This window comes from Enterobacter cloacae complex sp. HYC080_NIDB, from assembly GCF_056673325.1.
In genome coordinates, this window is sequence record NZ_CP114212.1 from 719156 (window position 1) to 737079 (window position 17924).

18 protein-coding genes are annotated in these 17924 nt (G+C 56.9%); 11 read left to right on the plus strand and 7 right to left on the minus strand.

Going from position 1 to position 17924, the window contains the following annotated elements; genetic code table 11:
- Positions 1 to 104 precede the first annotated feature (104 nt).
- Positions 105 to 893, plus strand: coding sequence for a 4,5-DOPA-extradiol-dioxygenase (gene ygiD, locus O1723_RS03430; protein ID WP_023337809.1), 789 nt, complete (start codon positions 105 to 107; stop codon positions 891 to 893).
- 79 nt (positions 894 to 972) lie between these two features.
- Here the strand turns inward: ygiD and O1723_RS03435 are convergent, their stop codons facing one another.
- The 3 genes from O1723_RS03435 to tolC form a co-directional block, all read right to left on the minus strand.
- Positions 973 to 2133 (minus strand): glutathionylspermidine synthase family protein, encoded by a 1161-nt coding sequence (locus tag O1723_RS03435; protein ID WP_023337808.1) that lies wholly within the window; start codon positions 2131 to 2133, stop codon positions 973 to 975.
- A gap of 2 nt (positions 2134 to 2135) precedes the next feature.
- Complete coding sequence (locus O1723_RS03440) at positions 2136 to 2801, minus strand: DUF1190 family protein (RefSeq protein WP_014885260.1); 666 nt, start codon at positions 2799 to 2801, stop codon at positions 2136 to 2138.
- Positions 2802 to 2995: 194 nt separating this feature from the next.
- Positions 2996 to 4480, minus strand: a complete 1485-nt coding sequence (tolC, locus tag O1723_RS03445; RefSeq protein ID WP_086527700.1) for an outer membrane channel protein TolC — start codon at positions 4478 to 4480, stop codon at positions 2996 to 2998.
- A 198-nt stretch (positions 4481 to 4678) separates the two neighbouring features.
- Here tolC and nudF point away from each other — a divergent pair, with 198 nt between their 5' ends.
- From nudF to parE, 5 genes are read left to right on the plus strand one after another with little or no spacing between them, the layout of a single operon-like run.
- Positions 4679 to 5311: an ADP-ribose diphosphatase gene (gene nudF, locus O1723_RS03450; protein WP_008502974.1), complete on the plus strand. Its 633-nt coding sequence runs from the start codon at positions 4679 to 4681 to the stop codon at positions 5309 to 5311.
- Positions 5308 to 5730, plus strand: coding sequence for a DUF1249 family protein (locus tag O1723_RS03455; protein ID WP_003862516.1), 423 nt, complete (start codon positions 5308 to 5310; stop codon positions 5728 to 5730). The genes nudF and O1723_RS03455 overlap by 4 nt, the downstream gene beginning before the upstream one ends.
- A 27-nt stretch (positions 5731 to 5757) precedes the next feature.
- Positions 5758 to 6585 carry a 3',5'-cyclic-AMP phosphodiesterase gene (cpdA, locus tag O1723_RS03460; protein ID WP_014885258.1) on the plus strand — a complete coding sequence of 276 codons (828 nt, stop codon included), beginning with the start codon at positions 5758 to 5760 and terminating at the stop codon, positions 6583 to 6585.
- Positions 6585 to 7166 carry an esterase YqiA gene (yqiA, locus tag O1723_RS03465; RefSeq protein WP_023331317.1) on the plus strand — a complete coding sequence of 194 codons (582 nt, stop codon included), beginning with the start codon at positions 6585 to 6587 and terminating at the stop codon, positions 7164 to 7166. The genes cpdA and yqiA overlap by 1 nt, the downstream gene beginning before the upstream one ends.
- Before the next feature lie 28 nt (positions 7167 to 7194).
- Positions 7195 to 9087: a DNA topoisomerase IV subunit B gene (parE, locus tag O1723_RS03470; RefSeq protein ID WP_014885256.1), complete on the plus strand. Its 1893-nt coding sequence runs from the start codon at positions 7195 to 7197 to the stop codon at positions 9085 to 9087.
- Between the two features lie 83 nt (positions 9088 to 9170).
- Here the strand turns inward: parE and O1723_RS03475 are convergent, their stop codons facing one another.
- Complete coding sequence (locus tag O1723_RS03475; protein WP_248191207.1) at positions 9171 to 11312, minus strand: TonB-dependent siderophore receptor; 2142 nt, start codon at positions 11310 to 11312, stop codon at positions 9171 to 9173.
- A 384-nt stretch (positions 11313 to 11696) separates the two neighbouring features.
- On the opposite strand from O1723_RS03475, the gene O1723_RS03480 reads away from it, so the two are divergent.
- Genes O1723_RS03480 through O1723_RS03500 form a run of 5 tightly spaced genes read left to right on the plus strand, consistent with a single transcriptional unit; the run spans position 11697 to position 16358 of the window.
- Positions 11697 to 12509: an ABC transporter ATP-binding protein gene (locus tag O1723_RS03480; protein ID WP_023337806.1), complete on the plus strand. Its 813-nt coding sequence runs from the start codon at positions 11697 to 11699 to the stop codon at positions 12507 to 12509.
- A complete protein-coding gene (locus tag O1723_RS03485; RefSeq protein ID WP_023337805.1) occupies positions 12506 to 13489 on the plus strand; it encodes a FecCD family ABC transporter permease in 984 nt (327 codons plus the stop codon). Before O1723_RS03480 ends, O1723_RS03485 begins: the two co-directional genes overlap by 4 nt.
- Positions 13486 to 14526: a FecCD family ABC transporter permease gene (locus O1723_RS03490; RefSeq protein ID WP_023337804.1), complete on the plus strand. Its 1041-nt coding sequence runs from the start codon at positions 13486 to 13488 to the stop codon at positions 14524 to 14526. The genes O1723_RS03485 and O1723_RS03490 overlap by 4 nt, the downstream gene beginning before the upstream one ends.
- Before the next feature lie 9 nt (positions 14527 to 14535).
- Positions 14536 to 15486 (plus strand): iron-siderophore ABC transporter substrate-binding protein, encoded by a 951-nt coding sequence (locus O1723_RS03495; RefSeq protein WP_023337803.1) that lies wholly within the window; start codon positions 14536 to 14538, stop codon positions 15484 to 15486.
- Positions 15483 to 16358 (plus strand): MurR/RpiR family transcriptional regulator, encoded by an 876-nt coding sequence (locus tag O1723_RS03500; RefSeq protein WP_014885250.1) that lies wholly within the window; start codon positions 15483 to 15485, stop codon positions 16356 to 16358. Before O1723_RS03495 ends, O1723_RS03500 begins: the two co-directional genes overlap by 4 nt.
- Before the next feature lie 30 nt (positions 16359 to 16388).
- On the opposite strand, the gene lysM is transcribed toward O1723_RS03500, so the two are convergent.
- The 3 genes from lysM to O1723_RS03515 all read right to left on the minus strand — a co-directional run bounded on the left by lysM (position 16389) and on the right by O1723_RS03515 (position 17908).
- The gene (lysM, locus tag O1723_RS03505; RefSeq protein WP_023337802.1) at positions 16389 to 16829 is read right to left on the minus strand and encodes a peptidoglycan-binding protein LysM; all 441 of its coding nucleotides are present in this window, start codon (positions 16827 to 16829) and stop codon (positions 16389 to 16391) included.
- Between the two features lie 151 nt (positions 16830 to 16980).
- A complete protein-coding gene (locus O1723_RS03510) occupies positions 16981 to 17295 on the minus strand; it encodes a putative quinol monooxygenase (protein WP_023337801.1) in 315 nt (104 codons plus the stop codon).
- 31 nt (positions 17296 to 17326) lie between these two features.
- The gene (locus O1723_RS03515; protein WP_014885247.1) at positions 17327 to 17908 is read right to left on the minus strand and encodes an NAD(P)H-dependent oxidoreductase; all 582 of its coding nucleotides are present in this window, start codon (positions 17906 to 17908) and stop codon (positions 17327 to 17329) included.
- Between the last annotated feature and the right edge of the window lie 16 nt (positions 17909 to 17924).

The following is a 17924-nucleotide window of genomic DNA, read 5'->3' on the forward strand; positions in this document are numbered from 1 at the left end:
TTCAAATTTCCTGATGATGATCTTCATGCTTATCTGCGTTCATCTGCGCCAGATTGCGCGTAATGTAGCACCATTAAATTAACACCTTCTGTAAGGATATCATCATGACTTCTTCCCGTATGCCCGCCCTGTTTATAGGCCACGGAAGCCCAATGAATGTTCTCGAAGACAACGTCTATACCCGCGCCTGGCGTCAGCTGGGGGAGACGTTGCCGCGGCCGAAAGCGATTGTGGTGGTATCTGCACACTGGTTCACCCGGGGAACGGGCGTGACCGCCATGGAAACGCCAAAAACCATACATGATTTTGGCGGCTTCCCGCAGGCCCTTTATGACACGCACTATCCGGCACCGGGCTCGCCTGCACTGGCAGAGCATCTGGTCGAACTGCTGGCGCCTGTTCCTGTAGCGCTGGATAAAGAGGCCTGGGGCTTTGACCACGGCTCGTGGGGCGTGCTGATTAAAATGTATCCTGATGCGGATATCCCGATGGTGCAGCTCAGCATCGACAGCACCAAACCGGCAGCCTGGCATCTGGAAATGGGGCGTAAGCTGGCGACGCTGCGTGATGAAGGCATCATGCTGGTGGCGAGCGGCAACGTGGTGCATAACCTGCGCACGGCACGCTGGCACGGTGAAAATACGCCGTACCCGTGGGCTACTGCTTTCAACGATTACGTGAAAGCCAATCTGACCTGGCAGGGACCGGGTGAAGAGCACCCGTTAGTGAACTATCTGGATCACGAAGGCGGTTCGCTCTCTAACCCGACGCCGGAACACTTCCTGCCGCTGCTGTACGTTCTTGGCGCGTGGGATGGTCAGGAGCCGGTGACACTCCCGGTCGATGGTATTGAGATGGGTAGTTTGAGTATGCTGTCGGTGCAGGTAGGGTGAAAACATGCCCGGTGGCGCTACGCTTACCGGGCCTACAAAACCGTAGGCCGGGTCAGGCGAAGCCGCCACCCGGCAGATCTTACTCTACAAAAATATGCGGATAGAACCGTGACAGATCCTGCGTGATAAGCGCGCGATCTTCGCGAATGCCAATCCCGGCGGGCTGGTCGTTAATCAGCCAGCTGCCAATCAGCGTATAGCTGTCGCCAAACTTCGGCAGTTGATAGAATGCCTGGACGATCATCCCTTCTTCGCCGTACGGTCCTTCAACCGCTTCCACCGTTTTGCCGTTTTCGATAATCGACACGTTCGCGCCTTCGCGGGAGAAAATCGGCTTAACGACGTATTTCTCCATCGGCGGGAAATCATCTTCTGCAAAATACGCTGGCAGCAGGTTTGGGTGGTTCGGGAACATTTCCCACAGCATCGGCAGCAGAGCTTTGTTAGAGATAATGCTTTTCCATGCCGGCTCCAGCCAGCGCACGCCCGCATCTTCCAGCTTGGTGGAGAACATTTCGCGCAGCATGTATTCCCACGGATAGAGCTTGAAGAGGTTGCTGATCACCTGATCCTGCATATCCGTAAACTGACCTTTTTCTCCCAAACCGATATCTTCGATATAAAGGAATTCAGTCGCCACGTCGGCTTCGGCGGCACAGTCCTGCAGATACTGCACCGTTCCACGGTCTTCTTCCGTGTCGCGGCAGCAGGCGAGGTGCAGCAGGTTGAAGCCAAACTGCTCGCGCAGCTCGGCGAAACGCGCGATAAGCTTCTCCTGCAGGCTGTTGAACTGGTCGCTGCCTGCCGGCAGGTTTCCGGCGTTCATCTGATCTTCCAGCCAAATCCACTGGAAGAATGCCGCCTCGTACAGAGAGGTTGGCGTATCCGCGTTGTTTTCCAGAAGCTTAGGCTCGCCCACGCCGTCCCATGCCAGATCGAGGCGAGAGTAGAGCGAAGGCTGATTCGTTTTCCATGACTGACGAACAAAGCTCCAGGTGTGCTTTGGAATGCGGAATTTGGTCATCAGCTCGTCGCTGTCGATGACTTTCTCCACCACTTTCAGGCACATCTGGTGCAGTTCTGCGGTCACGTCTTCAAGCTTTTCCACCTGAGCGAGCGTGAGCTTGTAGTAAGCATCTTCACACCAGTACGGTTCCCCGTACATGGTGTGGAAGTTAAACCCGTACTCGGTCGCTTTTTCGCGCCAGTCCGGGCGTTCGGTAATACTGACTCGTTCCATGATCAGCCGCCCATTGAGCGACTAGAGGTGCCTGACGCACTGCGCTGCATGCTGGTCTGTTTCGCCACAGACTCACCAAACCCACCGCGAGTGATGGTGTTGGTGGTCGCAGGTTTCGGCGCCATTGCGGTTTTCGGAACGGTCACGGTACGGCCCGGGGTTGCTGCGCCGTAGCCTTTGCCGCTGGCATCGGTATATTGACCATAGGCCGGGCTGGCCGGGTTTTTCGAGCTAAACAGCGGCTGCTGCTGGTAACCCGCGCCGCCACCCATCAGGCGGCCCATCATGTAACCTGCCATTAATGGCATCCAGAAGCTGCCGCTGGACTGCGCCTGCGCCTGATTTTCCGGCGCCATACCTGCCTGAGCTGGCGTCTGCTGGCACTGGCCTTCACCAAACTCCGCCACACAGTCTTCACGTGAGGCATACTTCGGCGCAGTGCGTTCCGCTTCTTTCAGCGCGTTGGTGTACGCCGTCTTACATTCTGCGGCCTGACCGGTTGCAGCGGAACAGTCATCTGCGTTTTGATACAGCGAAACCGTTTCGTCGTTTTTCTCACAGCCTGCCAGCATAAAGACAGCCGTAACCGCCAGCGCAACGGGAGTGAGGTGGCGCGCATTCCAGCTTTTGCGGAACGACGCGTGATTAATCGTTTTTGTCCGTTTCATATTTGTCTTCCAGGACCCAGTGGTAATAACGCTCAGGATAGAGGATGAGTGGTTGAAAATGAAGCGAAGAGAGGCGGAATCAGGGGGATCTTTACGTTGGCTTACGTTCGGGTGTGATTTTGCGCCGGGTGGCGCTTCGCTTACCCGGCCTACGATTAAGTAGGCCCGATAAGCGAAGCGCCATCGGGCAATGCTTAATGACGGAACGGGTTAGAACCGCTGCTTGCGGGGGCCGTGCTACGCGCGGCGGCTGGCTGTGCCGCAGGGGTGCTACCGTTAGCGTTGAAGTTATCAACGGCGGCAACCTGATCCGGGTTCTCAGGCGCGACGCTTTCTGGCGACGTTGAAACCGGTTTGCCCAACGTGCTGTTCAGCATCTGCAGATCCTGCTCGTTCAGCGTACCCAGAGCCTGTTTGATGTTCAGCTGGTTAATCAGGTACTGGTAACGTGCGCTGGAGAGCTGCTGTTTCGCGTTGTACAACGTGGTGGTCGCGTCGAGCACGTCAACAATCGTACGTGTACCCACGGAGTAACCGGCTTCCATCGCATCCAGGGAGCTCTGTGCAGACACCACGGCCTGTTTATAGGCGTTGATGCTGCTGATAGAGGCGTTCACGTTGTTGAAGGAAGAGCGAACGGTCTGCACCACGTTGCGGTGCGCGCTTTCCAGCTGCTCGCTAGCGCCAACAAAGTTGTACTGCGCCTGTTTCACCTGCGAGTTAACCTGACCACCCTGGTACAGCGGCAGGGAGAAGCTCAGGCCCACTTTGTTCTGGCCCATATTGCTGTCGTCATACTGTGACGTATTGGTTTTAGAGCCGCTGTAGCTGGTATCAGAGACGCCGGTTGACGCGCTCAGGCTCAGGGTTGGCAGGTGACCGTCCTGCGCCTGACGAATTTGCTCGCGGGCCAGATCCTGGCTCAGACGCGCCTGCAGCAAGCTCAGGTTGCGGTTTTCCGCCTCTTTCAGCAGCGCGTTAACCGCCTGCGGTTTATCCGTCTTAAAGCTGTCCACGTTCAGAGAGGCCAGCTCAGGATAGTAGTTGCCGGTGACCTGACGCAGCGCTTCGAGCGCGTTGTCGAGGTTATTACGCGCGGTCACTTCGTTAGCCAGCACGGTGTCGTACTGTGAACGGGCGTTTTGTACGTCGGTGATCGCCACCAGACCCACGTTGAAGCGCTGGGTGGTTTGATCCAACTGACGGTAAATCGCCTGTTTCTGCGCTTCAGTGTAGGAGAGCGCGTCGATGGCGCTCAGCACGTTGAAATACGCGGTGGCCGTGTTCAGGATCAGCGTCTGCTGATCGGTCTGATAGGTGACGTCCTGAATACCCGCGCTCTTTTCCTGCAGGGTCAGGGCACGCCATTTGGACATATCAAACAGCGTCTGTGTTAATTGCAGTGAGGCGCTGGTAGCATTGGAGTTAACGCCGTTAGCGTCGCGGAAACCGTTGCTGTAGGTATAATCTGCACCTAAACCTAACTGCGGCAGCAGTGGGCTACGCGCTTCGTTAATCTTTTCAAACGCAGCATCACGATCGGCCGCTGATTTACGTAAATCAGGGTTGCCCAGACGTGCCTGCTGGTAGACCTGTAACAGGTTTTCCGCCTGGCTCATTGCACTGAAGCCCGTCAGGCTCAGGCCGATAAGGATGGGGAGCAATTTCTTCATTTGCATTCCTTGTTGTGAAGCAGTATTAGCGCTGATCTAATTAAAAAATAATTGCCGATTCTAACAGAATCATCCACACCAAAAGGTTGGCGTTACGTGCCATCTGGCGGTAATTTGCACCAATCTACCATATAGCCTTACAAACGGCAGCCAAACAGCCTTGAAATTCACAATTTCATCACCATTGCTACCAGGACTCGACTCATGCAAAAACCAGAAAAGTTGCCCGTGACATTCGCCAAAAACGATGTAGAAATTATTGCACGAGAAACGCTTTATAGCGGTTTTTTTTCAATGGATCTTTACCGTTTCAGGCATCGCCTGTTTAACGGTGAAATGAGCGGCGAAATCAGACGCGAAATTTTTGAGCGCGGGCATGCGGCTGTCTTGCTACCCTTTGACCCAGTGCGTGACGAAGTTGTGCTGGTGGAGCAGATCCGCATCGCCGCCTATGACGTCAGTGAGAGCCCGTGGCTGCTGGAGATGGTGGCCGGGATGATCGAAGAGGGCGAGACGGTTGAAGACGTCGCCCGCCGCGAGGCGCTGGAAGAGGCCGGGCTGGTGGTTGGTCGTACAAAACCGGTGTTGAGTTATCTGGCGAGCCCGGGGGGCACCAGCGAGCGCTTGTCCATCATGGTGGGCGAAGTGGACGCCACGACGGCGGAAGGGATCCACGGTCTGGCTGATGAAAACGAAGATATTCGGGTTCATGTGGTGAGCCGGGAACAGGCTTATCAGTGGGTAGAAGAGGGGAAAATCGACAACGCAGCGTCTGTCATTGCCCTGCAATGGCTGCAACTGCATTATCAGACATTACGAAACGAGTGGAAAAAATGAAGCGCTATACACCTGACTTCCCAGAAATGATGCGCCTGTGCGAAACCAATTTCGCACAATTGCGCCGCCTGCTGCCGAGAAATGACGCACCCGGCGAAACGGTAAGCTATCAGGTGAGCAATGCGCAGTATCGGTTAACGATAACAGAATCAACGCGCTACACTACGCTGGTCGAAATTGAACAAACGGCGCCCAGCATTAGCTACTGGAGCCTGCCGTCAATGACGGTGCGCCTCTATCATGATGCGATGGTCGCTGAAGTGTGTTCGAGTCAGCAGATCTTTCGCTTCAAGGCGCGGTATGATTACCCGAATAAAAAGTTGCATCAACGCGACGAAAAGCATCAAATTAACCAGTTTTTAGCCGACTGGCTAAGATATTGTTTAGCACATGGAGCAATGGCGATTCCGGTTTGTTAGCGTCATAAACCTACCTAAGGACACCATTTGGAAAGCCTGTTGAACCTGACTGTTGCTGGTGGGGCGCCAGTCAGGATATTACAAATCACCGATACCCACCTTTTTGCCGAAAAGCATGAGACGCTGCTCGGGGTGAATACCTGGGAGAGCTATCAGGCAGTACTTAGCGCCATTCACGCTGAACATCGCGACTGCGATCTGATAGTTGCAACAGGCGATCTGGCGCAGGACCAATCCTCCGCGGCCTACCAGCATTTTGCTGAAGGCATCGCGAGCTTTAGCGTGCCTTGCGTCTGGCTGCCGGGAAACCACGATTTCCAGCCCGCGATGTACAGCTCGCTCCAGGACGCGGGGATTTCTCCGGCGAAGTGTGTTTTTGCGGGTGAAAAGTGGCAGATCCTGCTGCTGGACAGCCAGGTATTTGGCGTCCCGCACGGTGAGTTAAGCGAGTTTCAACTCGACTGGCTGGAGACCAAACTGGCTGCCGAACCTGAACGTCATACCCTGCTGTTGCTGCATCATCATCCGCTCCCGGCGGGCTGCAGCTGGCTCGATCAACACAGCCTGCGTAACTCCGCCGCGCTGGATCGCGTGCTGACGAAGTTCCCCCGCGTGAAACATCTGCTGTGCGGACACATTCATCAGGAACAGGATCTCGACTGGAACGGGCGCCGCATGCTGGCGACGCCGTCGACCTGCGTGCAGTTTAAACCGCACTGTGCCAACTTTACGCTGGATACTATCGCGCCAGGCTGGCGCTGGCTGGAACTGCATGCCGACGGCACGCTGACCACGGAAGTCTGCCGTCTGGCAGGCGCACAATTCCGACCAGATACCGCTTCAGAAGGCTATTGATGTCTACGCTCCTTTATCTGCACGGATTCAACAGCTCGCCGCGCTCCGCAAAAGCGACACAGTTTCGCCAGTGGCTGAGCGAGCATCACCCCCATGTTGAGATGATTATCCCGCAGCTGCCGCCTTATCCGGCGGAGGCGGCGGAAATGCTCGAATCCATCGTGCTTGAACACGGCGGTGAATCGTTTGGTGTGGTCGGCTCATCGCTGGGCGGGTACTACGCCACCTGGCTCTCGCAATGCTTTATGCTGCCGGCCGTTGTGGTGAATCCGGCGGTACGGCCATTTGAGCTGCTGAGGGACTTTCTTGGTGAAAACGAGAACCCCTACACCGGGCAGCAATATGTGCTAGAGTCACGCCATATTTACGATCTCAAAGTTATGCAGGTCGACCCGCTTGAAGCGCCGGATCTCATCTGGCTGCTGCAACAGACGGGTGATGAAGTGCTGGATTACCGCCAGGCAGTGGCGTATTACGCATCCTGCCGCCAGACTATAGAAGAAGGCGGAAACCATGCTTTCACGGGCTTTGAGAATCATTTCACCCAGATTGTCGATTTTCTTGGACTGCACAGCCACTGACAATCAATGCGAATTGCTAGTTTAAATCATGACGCAAACCTATAACGCTGATGCCATTGAGGTCCTCACCGGGCTTGAGCCGGTTCGCCGCCGCCCGGGGATGTACACCGATACAACGCGCCCAAACCACCTGGGCCAGGAAGTTATTGATAACAGTGTGGACGAAGCGCTGGCGGGCCATGCCAAACGCGTTGACGTCATCCTGCATGCCGATCAGTCGCTGGAAGTTATCGACGACGGGCGCGGCATGCCGGTGGACATCCACCCGGAAGAGGGCGTGCCTGCCGTTGAGCTGATCCTGTGTCGTCTGCACGCGGGCGGTAAGTTCTCCAACAAAAACTACCAGTTCTCCGGCGGTTTGCACGGCGTGGGGATCTCCGTGGTTAACGCCCTGTCCAAACGGGTGGAAGTGAACGTCCGTCGCGACGGTCAGGTCTATAACATCGCGTTTGAAAACGGCGAAAAGGTGCAGGATTTGCAGGTTGTCGGCACGTGCGGCAAACGCAACACCGGTACCAGCGTCCACTTCTGGCCAGACGAAAGCTTCTTCGACAGCCCGCGTTTTTCCGTTTCTCGCCTGACGCACCTGCTGAAAGCGAAAGCGGTGCTGTGTCCCGGCGTAGAAATCACCTTTACCGATCACGTCAACAACACCGAGCAGACCTGGTGCTACGCCGATGGTCTTAATGACTATCTGTGCGAAGCGGTAAACGGCCTGCCGACGCTGCCGGAAAAACCGTTCGTCGGTAACTTTAGCGGTGACACCGAAGCGGTGGACTGGGCGCTGCTGTGGCTGCCGGAAGGCGGCGAGCTGCTGACGGAAAGCTACGTCAACCTGATTCCAACCATGCTTGGCGGTACGCACGTCAACGGCCTGCGTCAGGGCCTGCTGGATGCGATGCGCGAGTTCTGCGAATACCGCAACATTCTGCCGCGCGGCGTGAAGCTGTCGGCGGAAGATATCTGGGATCGCTGCGCCTACGTGCTCTCCGTGAAGATGCAGGATCCGCAGTTTGCCGGCCAGACCAAAGAGCGTCTCTCGTCACGTCAGTGTGCGGCGTTCGTCTCCGGCGTGGTGAAAGATGCTTTTACCCTGTGGCTGAACCAGAACGTTCAGGCGGCAGAGATGCTGGCTGAAATGGCGATTTCCAGCGCTCAGCGCCGTCTGCGTGCGGCGAAGAAAGTGGTACGTAAAAAGCTGACCAGCGGCCCTGCGCTGCCGGGCAAGCTGGCGGACTGTACCGCACAGGACCTCAACCGTACCGAACTGTTCCTCGTGGAAGGTGACTCGGCGGGCGGGTCGGCCAAGCAGGCGCGCGATCGTGAATATCAGGCGATCATGCCGCTTAAGGGTAAGATCCTGAACACCTGGGAAGTCTCTTCAGATGAAGTGCTGGCTTCGCAGGAAGTGCATGATATTTCCGTAGCGATCGGTATCGATCCTGACAGCGACGATCTGAGCCAGCTGCGTTACGGCAAGATCTGTATCCTCGCGGATGCGGACTCCGATGGTCTGCACATTGCCACGCTGCTGTGCGCGCTTTTCGTGAAGCACTTCCGCACGCTGGTGAAAAACGGTCACGTCCACGTCGCGCTGCCGCCGCTGTACCGTATCGACCTCGGCAAAGAGGTTTATTACGCGCTAACGGAAGAAGAGAAGGCGGGCGTGCTGGAGCAGCTGAAGCGTAAGAAGGGCAAGCCTAACGTCCAGCGCTTTAAAGGGCTGGGTGAGATGAACCCGATGCAGTTGCGTGAAACGACGCTGGATCCGAATACGCGCCGTCTGGTGCAGCTGACCATCAGCGACGAAGACGAACAGCAAACGAATGCCATGATGGATATGCTCCTTGCCAAGAAACGTTCGGAAGACCGACGTAACTGGCTGCAGGAGAAGGGTGATATGGCGGATATTGAGGCCTGATGCCCTTACCCTAACTCTCTACCACAGGGAGAGGGAATGGATCGTAGGCCCGGTAAGCGTGAGCGCCACCGGGCTTTTTTACATCAAAACTCCATCTTCACCGTAAACTGCACTTCACGCGGATCGCCGATTTGGTTGCCCAGATTATTGGTCGCGATAGATGACGTGTAGTAGGTCTTATCAAACAGGTTCTTCACGTTGACCTGCAGCGTCACCGGATACTGCAGCTTCATCTTGTACGCCGCAAACGCATCCGCCACGAAATAGCCCGGCAGATAATAATCCGCACCGTTGGTCGCTGAGCGACGGCTCACGCCATGTCCGCCGCCGCCGAGGGTCAGCGTATTCCCGGCAAACGCATTATGAATATCGTAGGTCAGGAACAGGGAACCGGTATGGCGCGGTACGTTTGGCAGCGGTTTACCCGCATAGTCCGGGTCTTCCAGCACTTTCGCGTCGGTATAGCCGTAGCTGGCGATAATGTTGGTGTTCTCCGTCAGCGACCCGGCGAGATCCACCTCTACGCCCTGAGAACGCACGCGGCCCGCGGTTTTGGCGATGGTTTCGTCCCCGATGCTTTCGGTATACAGCACGTTACGTTTGTGAATATCAAACAGCGCGATGTTGGCAGTAACCCCGTCGAACAGGTCGAACTTTGCGCCCACTTCGTAGGCATTCGACGTTTCCGGCGGCAGGTCGCCAATATAGCTCGCAATGGACGACTGCGGCATAAACGTCTGGGAGTAGTTAGCAAACAGCGAAACGGACGGCGTGAGTTTGTAAACCAGCCCCAGCTTTGGCGTCCACTGTTCGTCGCGACTGTCGGTGTTAACGTTGAAAGGACGGCCTTTACCGGCGTACTGGGTGTAATACTGATAGCGCATCCCGGCGACGGCGATCCATTTATCGGTCAGGTACAGGGCATCCTGCGCGTAGGCAGAGTAACTCTCCTGCTTCAGCGTCTGGTCGCTGTCAGCGGCGGAGACGGTTGTACACTTGTCGAGTTTGCCGTAAACCGGATGGTAAATATTGAAACCTTTGACGTTCTTACAGCGCATCATGTCCGTACGCAGCAGATCGTAATTTTCATACGACACGCCGGTCAGGATCTCATTGTAAAAGCCCGCGATATCCACGTTGCCCTGCAAATCCGCGCGGGTGCTGTGCATGCGCTGGGTTGAGCCCTGGGTCGCATCCACGCGACGGGTGAGGTTACCGGTTTTGGCATCGTAGGCCATTACGCGGGCCTGATTATCGCTGTATTTATCCTGGCTGTAGCTGTAGTCGAACTTCGCGGTCCACTGGCTATTAAGGCGGTATTCCGCGTTAAGCTGAGCGAGATCGGACTGCCCGTCAGTGATGTTAAACGGCTCGTCAAAACGGGTATTGCGATCGACGTTCACCGGCTGTTTGGTGTTGAGGTCGAAGATCGTGCCGCGATCGAACGGCGTTTTATAGTCGCGGTGGGAATAGAGCACGGTCACCGTGGCATCATCGCCAAACCAGGTCAGGGAGGGGGCGATAAAGGTGTTGCGTTCGTTACCGAAATTGCGCCAGTAGTCCTCGTCCTGATACTCCCCCGTCAGGCGGTACGCCAGACGGGTCCCGTCAATCGGGCCGGTCACGTCAACCTGTCCGGTGCCGCCGCCAAAGCTGGAGGAGGTGGCAGAAATTGCGCCGCCGAAGGTTTTCTCCGGGCGTTTAGTGACGACATTAATCAGGCCGCCCGGATCGAGAATGCCATAAAGCGTTGAGGCCGGGCCTTTCAGCACCTCCACGCGTTCGGTAGCGGCGTTGAAGCTACGCGGCAGGACGGTACGCAGACCGTTGGTCATGATCGAGCCGTCACGGTTCGCGCCAAATCCACGGCGCACAAAGGCATCCTGCGTACCGCCCAGGGTGTTGGTCTGAACCACGTTGCTGACGTTATACAGCGCTTCATCGAGCGTGGTAGCGTGCTGATCCGCAAGCACTTTATCGCTGACGGTATTCACCACCTGCGGGATATCCAGCATGGGCATGGTGGTCAGCGTCGCGGTGGAGGTGTTCAGCGGCTGATAGCCGTTGGTGGCCTCCGCCACGGCAGTGGGATCGGCGATAACGGTAAGCGTTTCGCCGTCTTTAGCCGTATTAGCGTCTGCGGCCTGTACCAGCGGTGCGATAAACAGCAGAGAAAAGAGCGCGCGCCCTTTTACCCCAGAGAGTGAAGGTGTGAACGTAGCCATTACATCTGTTATCCCGAAATATCCGTGAATCACCTTCACGGAAGAATGTGTGAGTCATTGCCCTTAATGGTCTGCTCGTTAGCCAGAACCGGCATCGAACATGTAATTGAGAATCATTCAATCATGCAGGCATGTAGTAGTAAATGAAAAAAGATAAAAATTGGCTACACAGGCGAAACGTGACGAAAATACAAAAGGTTAACCATTTAATTGATTGAAAAATAGATACTTATTTGTGTTTTGTGTCGCGTGTAAATGCCCCGTTACCCCTGGTTTTTTAAGGGTGTTTCTTCACTTGACTACTACATGACGCGGCGGCAAACTCTCAAAAGAGAATGATTTTTATTTATATTTATTGCTGTTTTTCATTACGTTGGCATTCACGTGGCTCACAACACCCAAAAACCGGGACTGGTTCTGGAGAATCTTTCTGCCGGTTACCAGAAAAAAATCATCGTTGATGATATCTCCCTTACGATCCCGCAGCAGAAAATAACCGTTCTGGTGGGCGCGAACGGCTGCGGAAAATCGACGCTGCTGAGTACGATTGCGCGCTTACTCCAGCCGCTGGGCGGCGCGGCCGTTCTCGACGGCAAGGCAATCCACGCGCAGCCGACGAAAGCGGTCGCCCGCCAGCTTGGCATCCTGCCGCAGTCGCCGCTGCTGCCGGAAGGGTTAACCGTTTTCGAGCTGGTCTCGCGCGGGCGTTTCCCGTGGCAGAATTTTATGCGCCAGTGGAGCGACGAAGACGAGCGGGCGGTGGAAGAGGCGCTGCGCCTGACCGGCACGGCGGAGTTTGCCCATAGGCCCGTCGAAAGCCTGTCCGGCGGCCAGCGTCAGCGCTGCTGGATCGCCATGGCGCTGGCACAGCAGACGCCGTATATCCTGCTGGATGAACCGACAACCTTCCTCGATCTCCGTTACCAGGTGGAGATCCTGGAGCTGCTGCATACGCTGACGCGCGCGCATGGACGTACCGTGGTAGTGGTGCTGCACGACCTTAACTTCGCCGTGAATTATGGTGATTCACTGGTCTTTTTACGCCAGGGAAAAGTGGAGGGCGTATTACATGAGGGCGACGTCTGCACGCCGGCGTTGATTAAAGCGGTATTTGATGTCGACGTGCATATGTCCATCAATCCGCTGACCGGCAAACCGTTCTTTATGCCGTTCCGCCAGGTCACGGAACAGCCATGATGCGCACCTCTCTGGCTTTCCTGCTTTTCACCTTGCTGCTGGCGATGGGCGCGATTGCGCATCTGGGTATCGGTGCGCGTTTTATCGCCCCGAAGACGGTGGTGGAGGCCTTCTTCCATTTCGACCCGCGCAATTTCGACCATAACATCATTATCAAACTGCGGCTGCTGCGTCTCTGCGGCGCGATGGTGACAGGTGCTGCCCTCGGCGTCGCGGGCGTGCTGCTGCAATCCGTGATCCGCAACCCGCTCGGCGAACCGCATATTCTGGGGCTCAATGCCGGGGCGGCACTGGCGGTGGTACTGACGAGCGCGCTTGGGCTAACGCTGCCGTTTGGACGCCCGCTGATTGCCGCCGCTGGCGCCGCTGCGCTGTTTCTGCTGGTACTGATGTTCTCCTCGTCCGGCCGCGCCGGACTCACGCCGATGAAGGTGACCCTGTGCGGCGTGGCGATGTCGGCGTTTGCCGCGTCGATTACCGCCACGGTGCTCATACTGGATGAACAGACGCTGCTCGCCATGCGGACCTGGCTGGCGGGAGATTTAGCAGGGCTTAGCGGTGAAACGATCGCCGCTGCCCTGTGGGTGGCGGCCATGGGGTTTATGCTGGCGCTCGGGTTATCGCCCTCGCTCAATATGCTGGCGATGGGCGACAGGATGGCGCAGGGGCTGGGCGTGTCGCTGCTGAAAATCCACCTGCTCGCTCTGCTTTCTATCGCGCTACTCTGCGGGGCGGCGGTCTCCCTCGCCGGGCCGATTGGCTTTATCGGTCTTGTGGTGCCGCAGCTCATTCGTCGTCTGGTGTCGGTTGATTTACGCGTGATGGTGCCGCTCTCTGCCTTGTGCGGGGCACTGGTTCTGCTGCTGGCGGACATTGCTGCCCGCACGCTGTTTACGCCCTGGGAGCTGGCAACCGGCATCATGACTGCCCTGGTCGGCGCGCCCGTCTTTATCTTCATGGCTGCAAGGATGTTCAAATGAACCGGGCTGGATTGCGTGCGTTACGCGTGGGGGCTTTCTCGGCGCTGGTTCGTCCAAAAGCGCTGGCGTGCCTGGCCGTCCTGACGCTGGCAGCCTGCGTGCTAACCGCTTTTGGCCTGACGCACGGCTCGCTTCCCGTTCCTGCATCCGCCATCGGGCGGGCGCTGTTTTATCCCGAAAGCCTGACCCCAGAGACGCACTACATCGTGATGGATATCCGTCTGCCGCGCCTGCTGATGGCGGTACTGTGCGGCGCGATGCTCGGCATGGCTGGCGCAGCAATGCAGTCCATTACCCGCAATGGCCTGGCGGACCCGGGGCTTATCGGCGTGAAAGAGGGTTGTAGCGCGGCGGTACTGCTGCTGATTTTTCAGTTTCCGGCGCTGGGACTAGGCTGGCGGCCGCTGGTCGGCATAGCCGGAGGCCTACTCACTGCGCTGCTGGTGGTGGCCCTGGCGCGTGATATTTCGCGTCCACGATTCATTCTGATCGGCATCGGCGTTTCATGGGCCTTCGCCGCGGCAATGGGCGTCTTTATGACCACGGCGGACGTGCGCGACGTGCAGACGGCGATGCTATGGCTGGCGGGAAGCCTGCACGCGGCAAACTGGACGCTGGTCAGCATTGCGGCGGCCTGGTCGCTTCCGGCATTTGCGCTACTTTTATTAACCGCCCGCGCTGCCGACGTGGCGCTGCTCGGCAACCACGCGGCGGCGGGGCTGGGGGTGCGCACAAACCGACTGGCGCTGCTGCGCGTTCTCGCCCCGGTGGTGCTGACGGCGGCCTGCGTCTCCTGCGTGGGCAGTATTGGTTTTGTCGGGCTTATTGCGCCACATATGGCGCGCCTGCTGCTGCGCGGCGGGCAAACCGCGCTCCTGACGGGAAGCGCCGTGCTGGGGGCGCTGCTGGTGCTGCTGGCGGATAACGTCGGGCGGCTGGCATTCCTCCCGCTGCAGCTGCCTGCGGGCATTGTGATTTCACTGATTGGCGGACCCTTTTTCCTGCTGCTGCTCTGGCAGCGTCGGGACAGATTTTAGGAGACTATGATGCGCGTACTGTTTGCGATGCTGGTGCTGGTGGGCTTTGCGGTGAGTGCGGCCGAGCCGACCCAGACGTTTACGGACGATCTGAACCGGAAAGTGGTGGTACCGGTACATCCGAAACGGATCGTCTCGTTACACGATCTGGATATCACCATTCCACTGATTGAGCTTGGCGTACCGCCCGTGGCGAGCCATGGCCGCACGCGACCGGACGGTAGCCACTTTCTGCGGTCCAGCGGCATGTTGACCGGCGTCGACTTCGATAATTCCGACATCAAATTTATCGGCACTGCCGATATCGACATTGAGGCCATCGCCGCGGCAAAACCGGATCTGATCATTACCGAGCCGACCCGCAATACGCCGGTGGAGCAGCTGGAAAAAATAGCCCCGACGGTGAGTATCGATCATCTCGACGGCGGCGCGCCGGAGATCTACCGCAAACTGGCGCAGCTGACGGGCACGCAGGCGCGGCTCAAGGTTTTTGAACGCCGCTATCAGGAACAAATCAAGGCGCTGAAGGCGACTATCGACACACGCAAAATCACCGTGTCGGTGATTCAGGCTAATCAGGGGAAAATCAACACCATGCACAGCTACCATTCGCTGGGGCGCGTCCTGCGTGATGCCGGGTTTACCTTCCCGCCGCTGATTGAGTCCATCCCGGAGGGCGGACGGATTGACGTCAGTGCTGAACGGCTGCCGGAGCTGGATGCTGATTTCGTTTTCGCTACCTGGCGCGGGGATACAGGCGGCAAACCGCAGGATGAGCTGGCAGCAATGGATGCGGTCATGCCCGGCTGGTGTCAGTTCCTGAATGCCTGCCGAACCGGCCACTACGTACTGATCTCGCGCGAAGAGGCCATCTCGAACTCGTTCGCCTCGTTAGGGCTCATGGCCGCGCAGGTGCAGTCGCAGATTGCCGGACGTCCTTTGCCGGAGGCGTCACGATGAGCCGAAAAGTCGATGTTTTCGGCGACCGCCTCCGCTCGCGGGCGCACCAGCTTACGCCGCGGCTGCTGCTGGTGGCGCGCTATATCAATGAAAATCGTGAAGCGGTGATGGAACAGACGGCGATGGAGATCGCGACGCTGCTTAAAACGTCGGATGCTACCGTCGTCCGCGCCATCCAGGCACTCGGTTTTGGTGGATTGCGCGATCTCAAGCAGACGCTGGAGCAGTGGTTTGGTCCGGTGGTGACCTCCAGCGAAAAGATCTCCACCACGGTGAATACGCTTACCAGCGACGTCAATGCGAGCATTGATTTCGTGCTGGAGGGGCACCAGCATACCTGTAACGTCTTGTCTGAACCCCACAACCGCCTCGCAATGGCGCAGGCGGTCTCACTGCTGGCTCAGGCGAGGCAGGTTGCCCTATTTGGTATTGGCGCGTCCGGGATTCTGGCCGAATACACCGCCAGATTGTTCAGCCGGATGGGACTCCCCGCCATGCCGCTCAACCGTACCGGGATAGGGCTTGCGGAACAGTTGATTGGGCTCCAGCGCGGTGATGTGCTGATCATGATGGCGCAAAAATCTGCGCATCGGGAAGGACAAACCACGCTGCGCGAGGCGAAACGCCTGGGGATCCCCACCGTTTTGCTGACCAATGCCACCGACTCACAATTCAGTAAAGAGGCCAGCGTGGTGATCCACGTCCCGCGTGGCGGAGAGAAGGGTAAAATCCCGCTTCATGGCACGGTGCTGCTGTGTCTGGAGATGATTGTTTTATCCGTTGCCTCCACCGAGCCGCAGCGCACCATTAAGTCAATGAAGCGTATCAATGAGTTGCATCGTGGGTTAAAGCCGGGGAAGAAAAGCGGTTAAAAACAGTCGGGGGTAACCCCGACTCGTTGATCACGCTTTAGGAATACGCAGCGTCTGGCCCGGGTAGATTTTATCCGGGCTGGAGAGCATAGGGCGATTGGCCTCGAAAATCTTGTTGTACTGGTTGGCATCGCCGTACACGGTTTTGGAGATGGCGCTCAGGGTATCGCCGGATTTTACCGTATAGTAGGTGGCTTCATCTTTGGCATCGGTCGCGGTGATATTGTTCTCCACTTCGCTGACGCCCGCGATGTTCCCGACGGCGACCTGGATTTTCTCTTTCTGCTCCTGGGTCAGCCCGTCGCCCGTTACGCTGGCTTTGCCGTCGGTAACGTTAACCTGGACTTTGTCTGAACCGGGAATGTTGAGTTTCTTGAGGTGCTCGGTGATTTTGTCGCCCTGGCCTTTATGATCGGTCAGGTTATCCCACAGCTTTTCGCCTGCTTCTTTTATGAAGTTAAAAAGACCCATTCCATCCTCCTGTTAATCATGAAGTCAGAATAAGCATAGCAGTTGAGGTTTAAGGTGCGAAAAAAGCCCGGTGGCGCTAACGCTTACCGGGCCTACGGTTCAGGTTTTGTAGGCCGGGTACACGCAGTGCCACCCGGCAAATTCCACGAACTTAAACCCCTTGCTCCAGAATACGGATGTGGGTCTCCAGCACGTCACCTTTCACCGCATCGCTCCACGCTTTCATATGTGCGGTCTGCAAATGCGCTTCAAGATGGGCGACGGTTTCCCACTGCTCAACCATGATAATGGAGTCTGGCGCGGTGGCCTGGAAGCTTGCGTCGGTAGCGGCGTCAACCATCGGCGAGTAGCCGTGGCAGCCTTCTTCTTTCAGTACGGTTGGGATAATTTTCGCGAACTGATCCAGCACCGCCTGACGGTGATGTTGACCTGGACGAGTACGGATTTCTGCGATAACGGTAAGCATTGTGACTACTCCTTTAATTCCAGGCTACCAGTTAAGCAAAAATTTTCGCGAGATGCTTGCGATATTCTGCGATATAGCTCGGGACGTCCGGCATTTTAATCACGTCGTTGACGATAAAGGTCGGCAGCGGATCCATCCCCAGGAACTGGTTCGCCTTGTGGAACGGCAGATACGCACCGTCGACGCCCACGCCTTCAAAGAACTGATCTTTTTCGGTGAAGGCTTCCAGAGGAGCGTTCCAGGTCAGGGAAAGCATATATTTTTTGCCCTGAATCAGACCGCCGGAACCGTATTTTTTCGACGCGTCTGAACGGGTGCGGCCGTCGCTGGCATACAGTGAACCGTGACCTTCGGTGAAGACGTCGTCCATGTACTTTTTCACCGTCCACGGTGCGCCCATCCACCAGCCCGGCATCTGCCAAATCACTACGTCGGCCCACAGGAAGTTCTGCACTTCCGCCTTCACGTCATACTCGCTGTCCGCACGCACGACCTTAACATCATGCCCGGCGTCGCGCAGGAAACCATCCGCGACCTCGGTCAGGGTGTCATTCAGTTGGCCTTTAGAGTGCGCAAATTCTTTTGCGCCGTTGATAATCAAAATGTTGCTCATTATTTGTCCTCGTGAC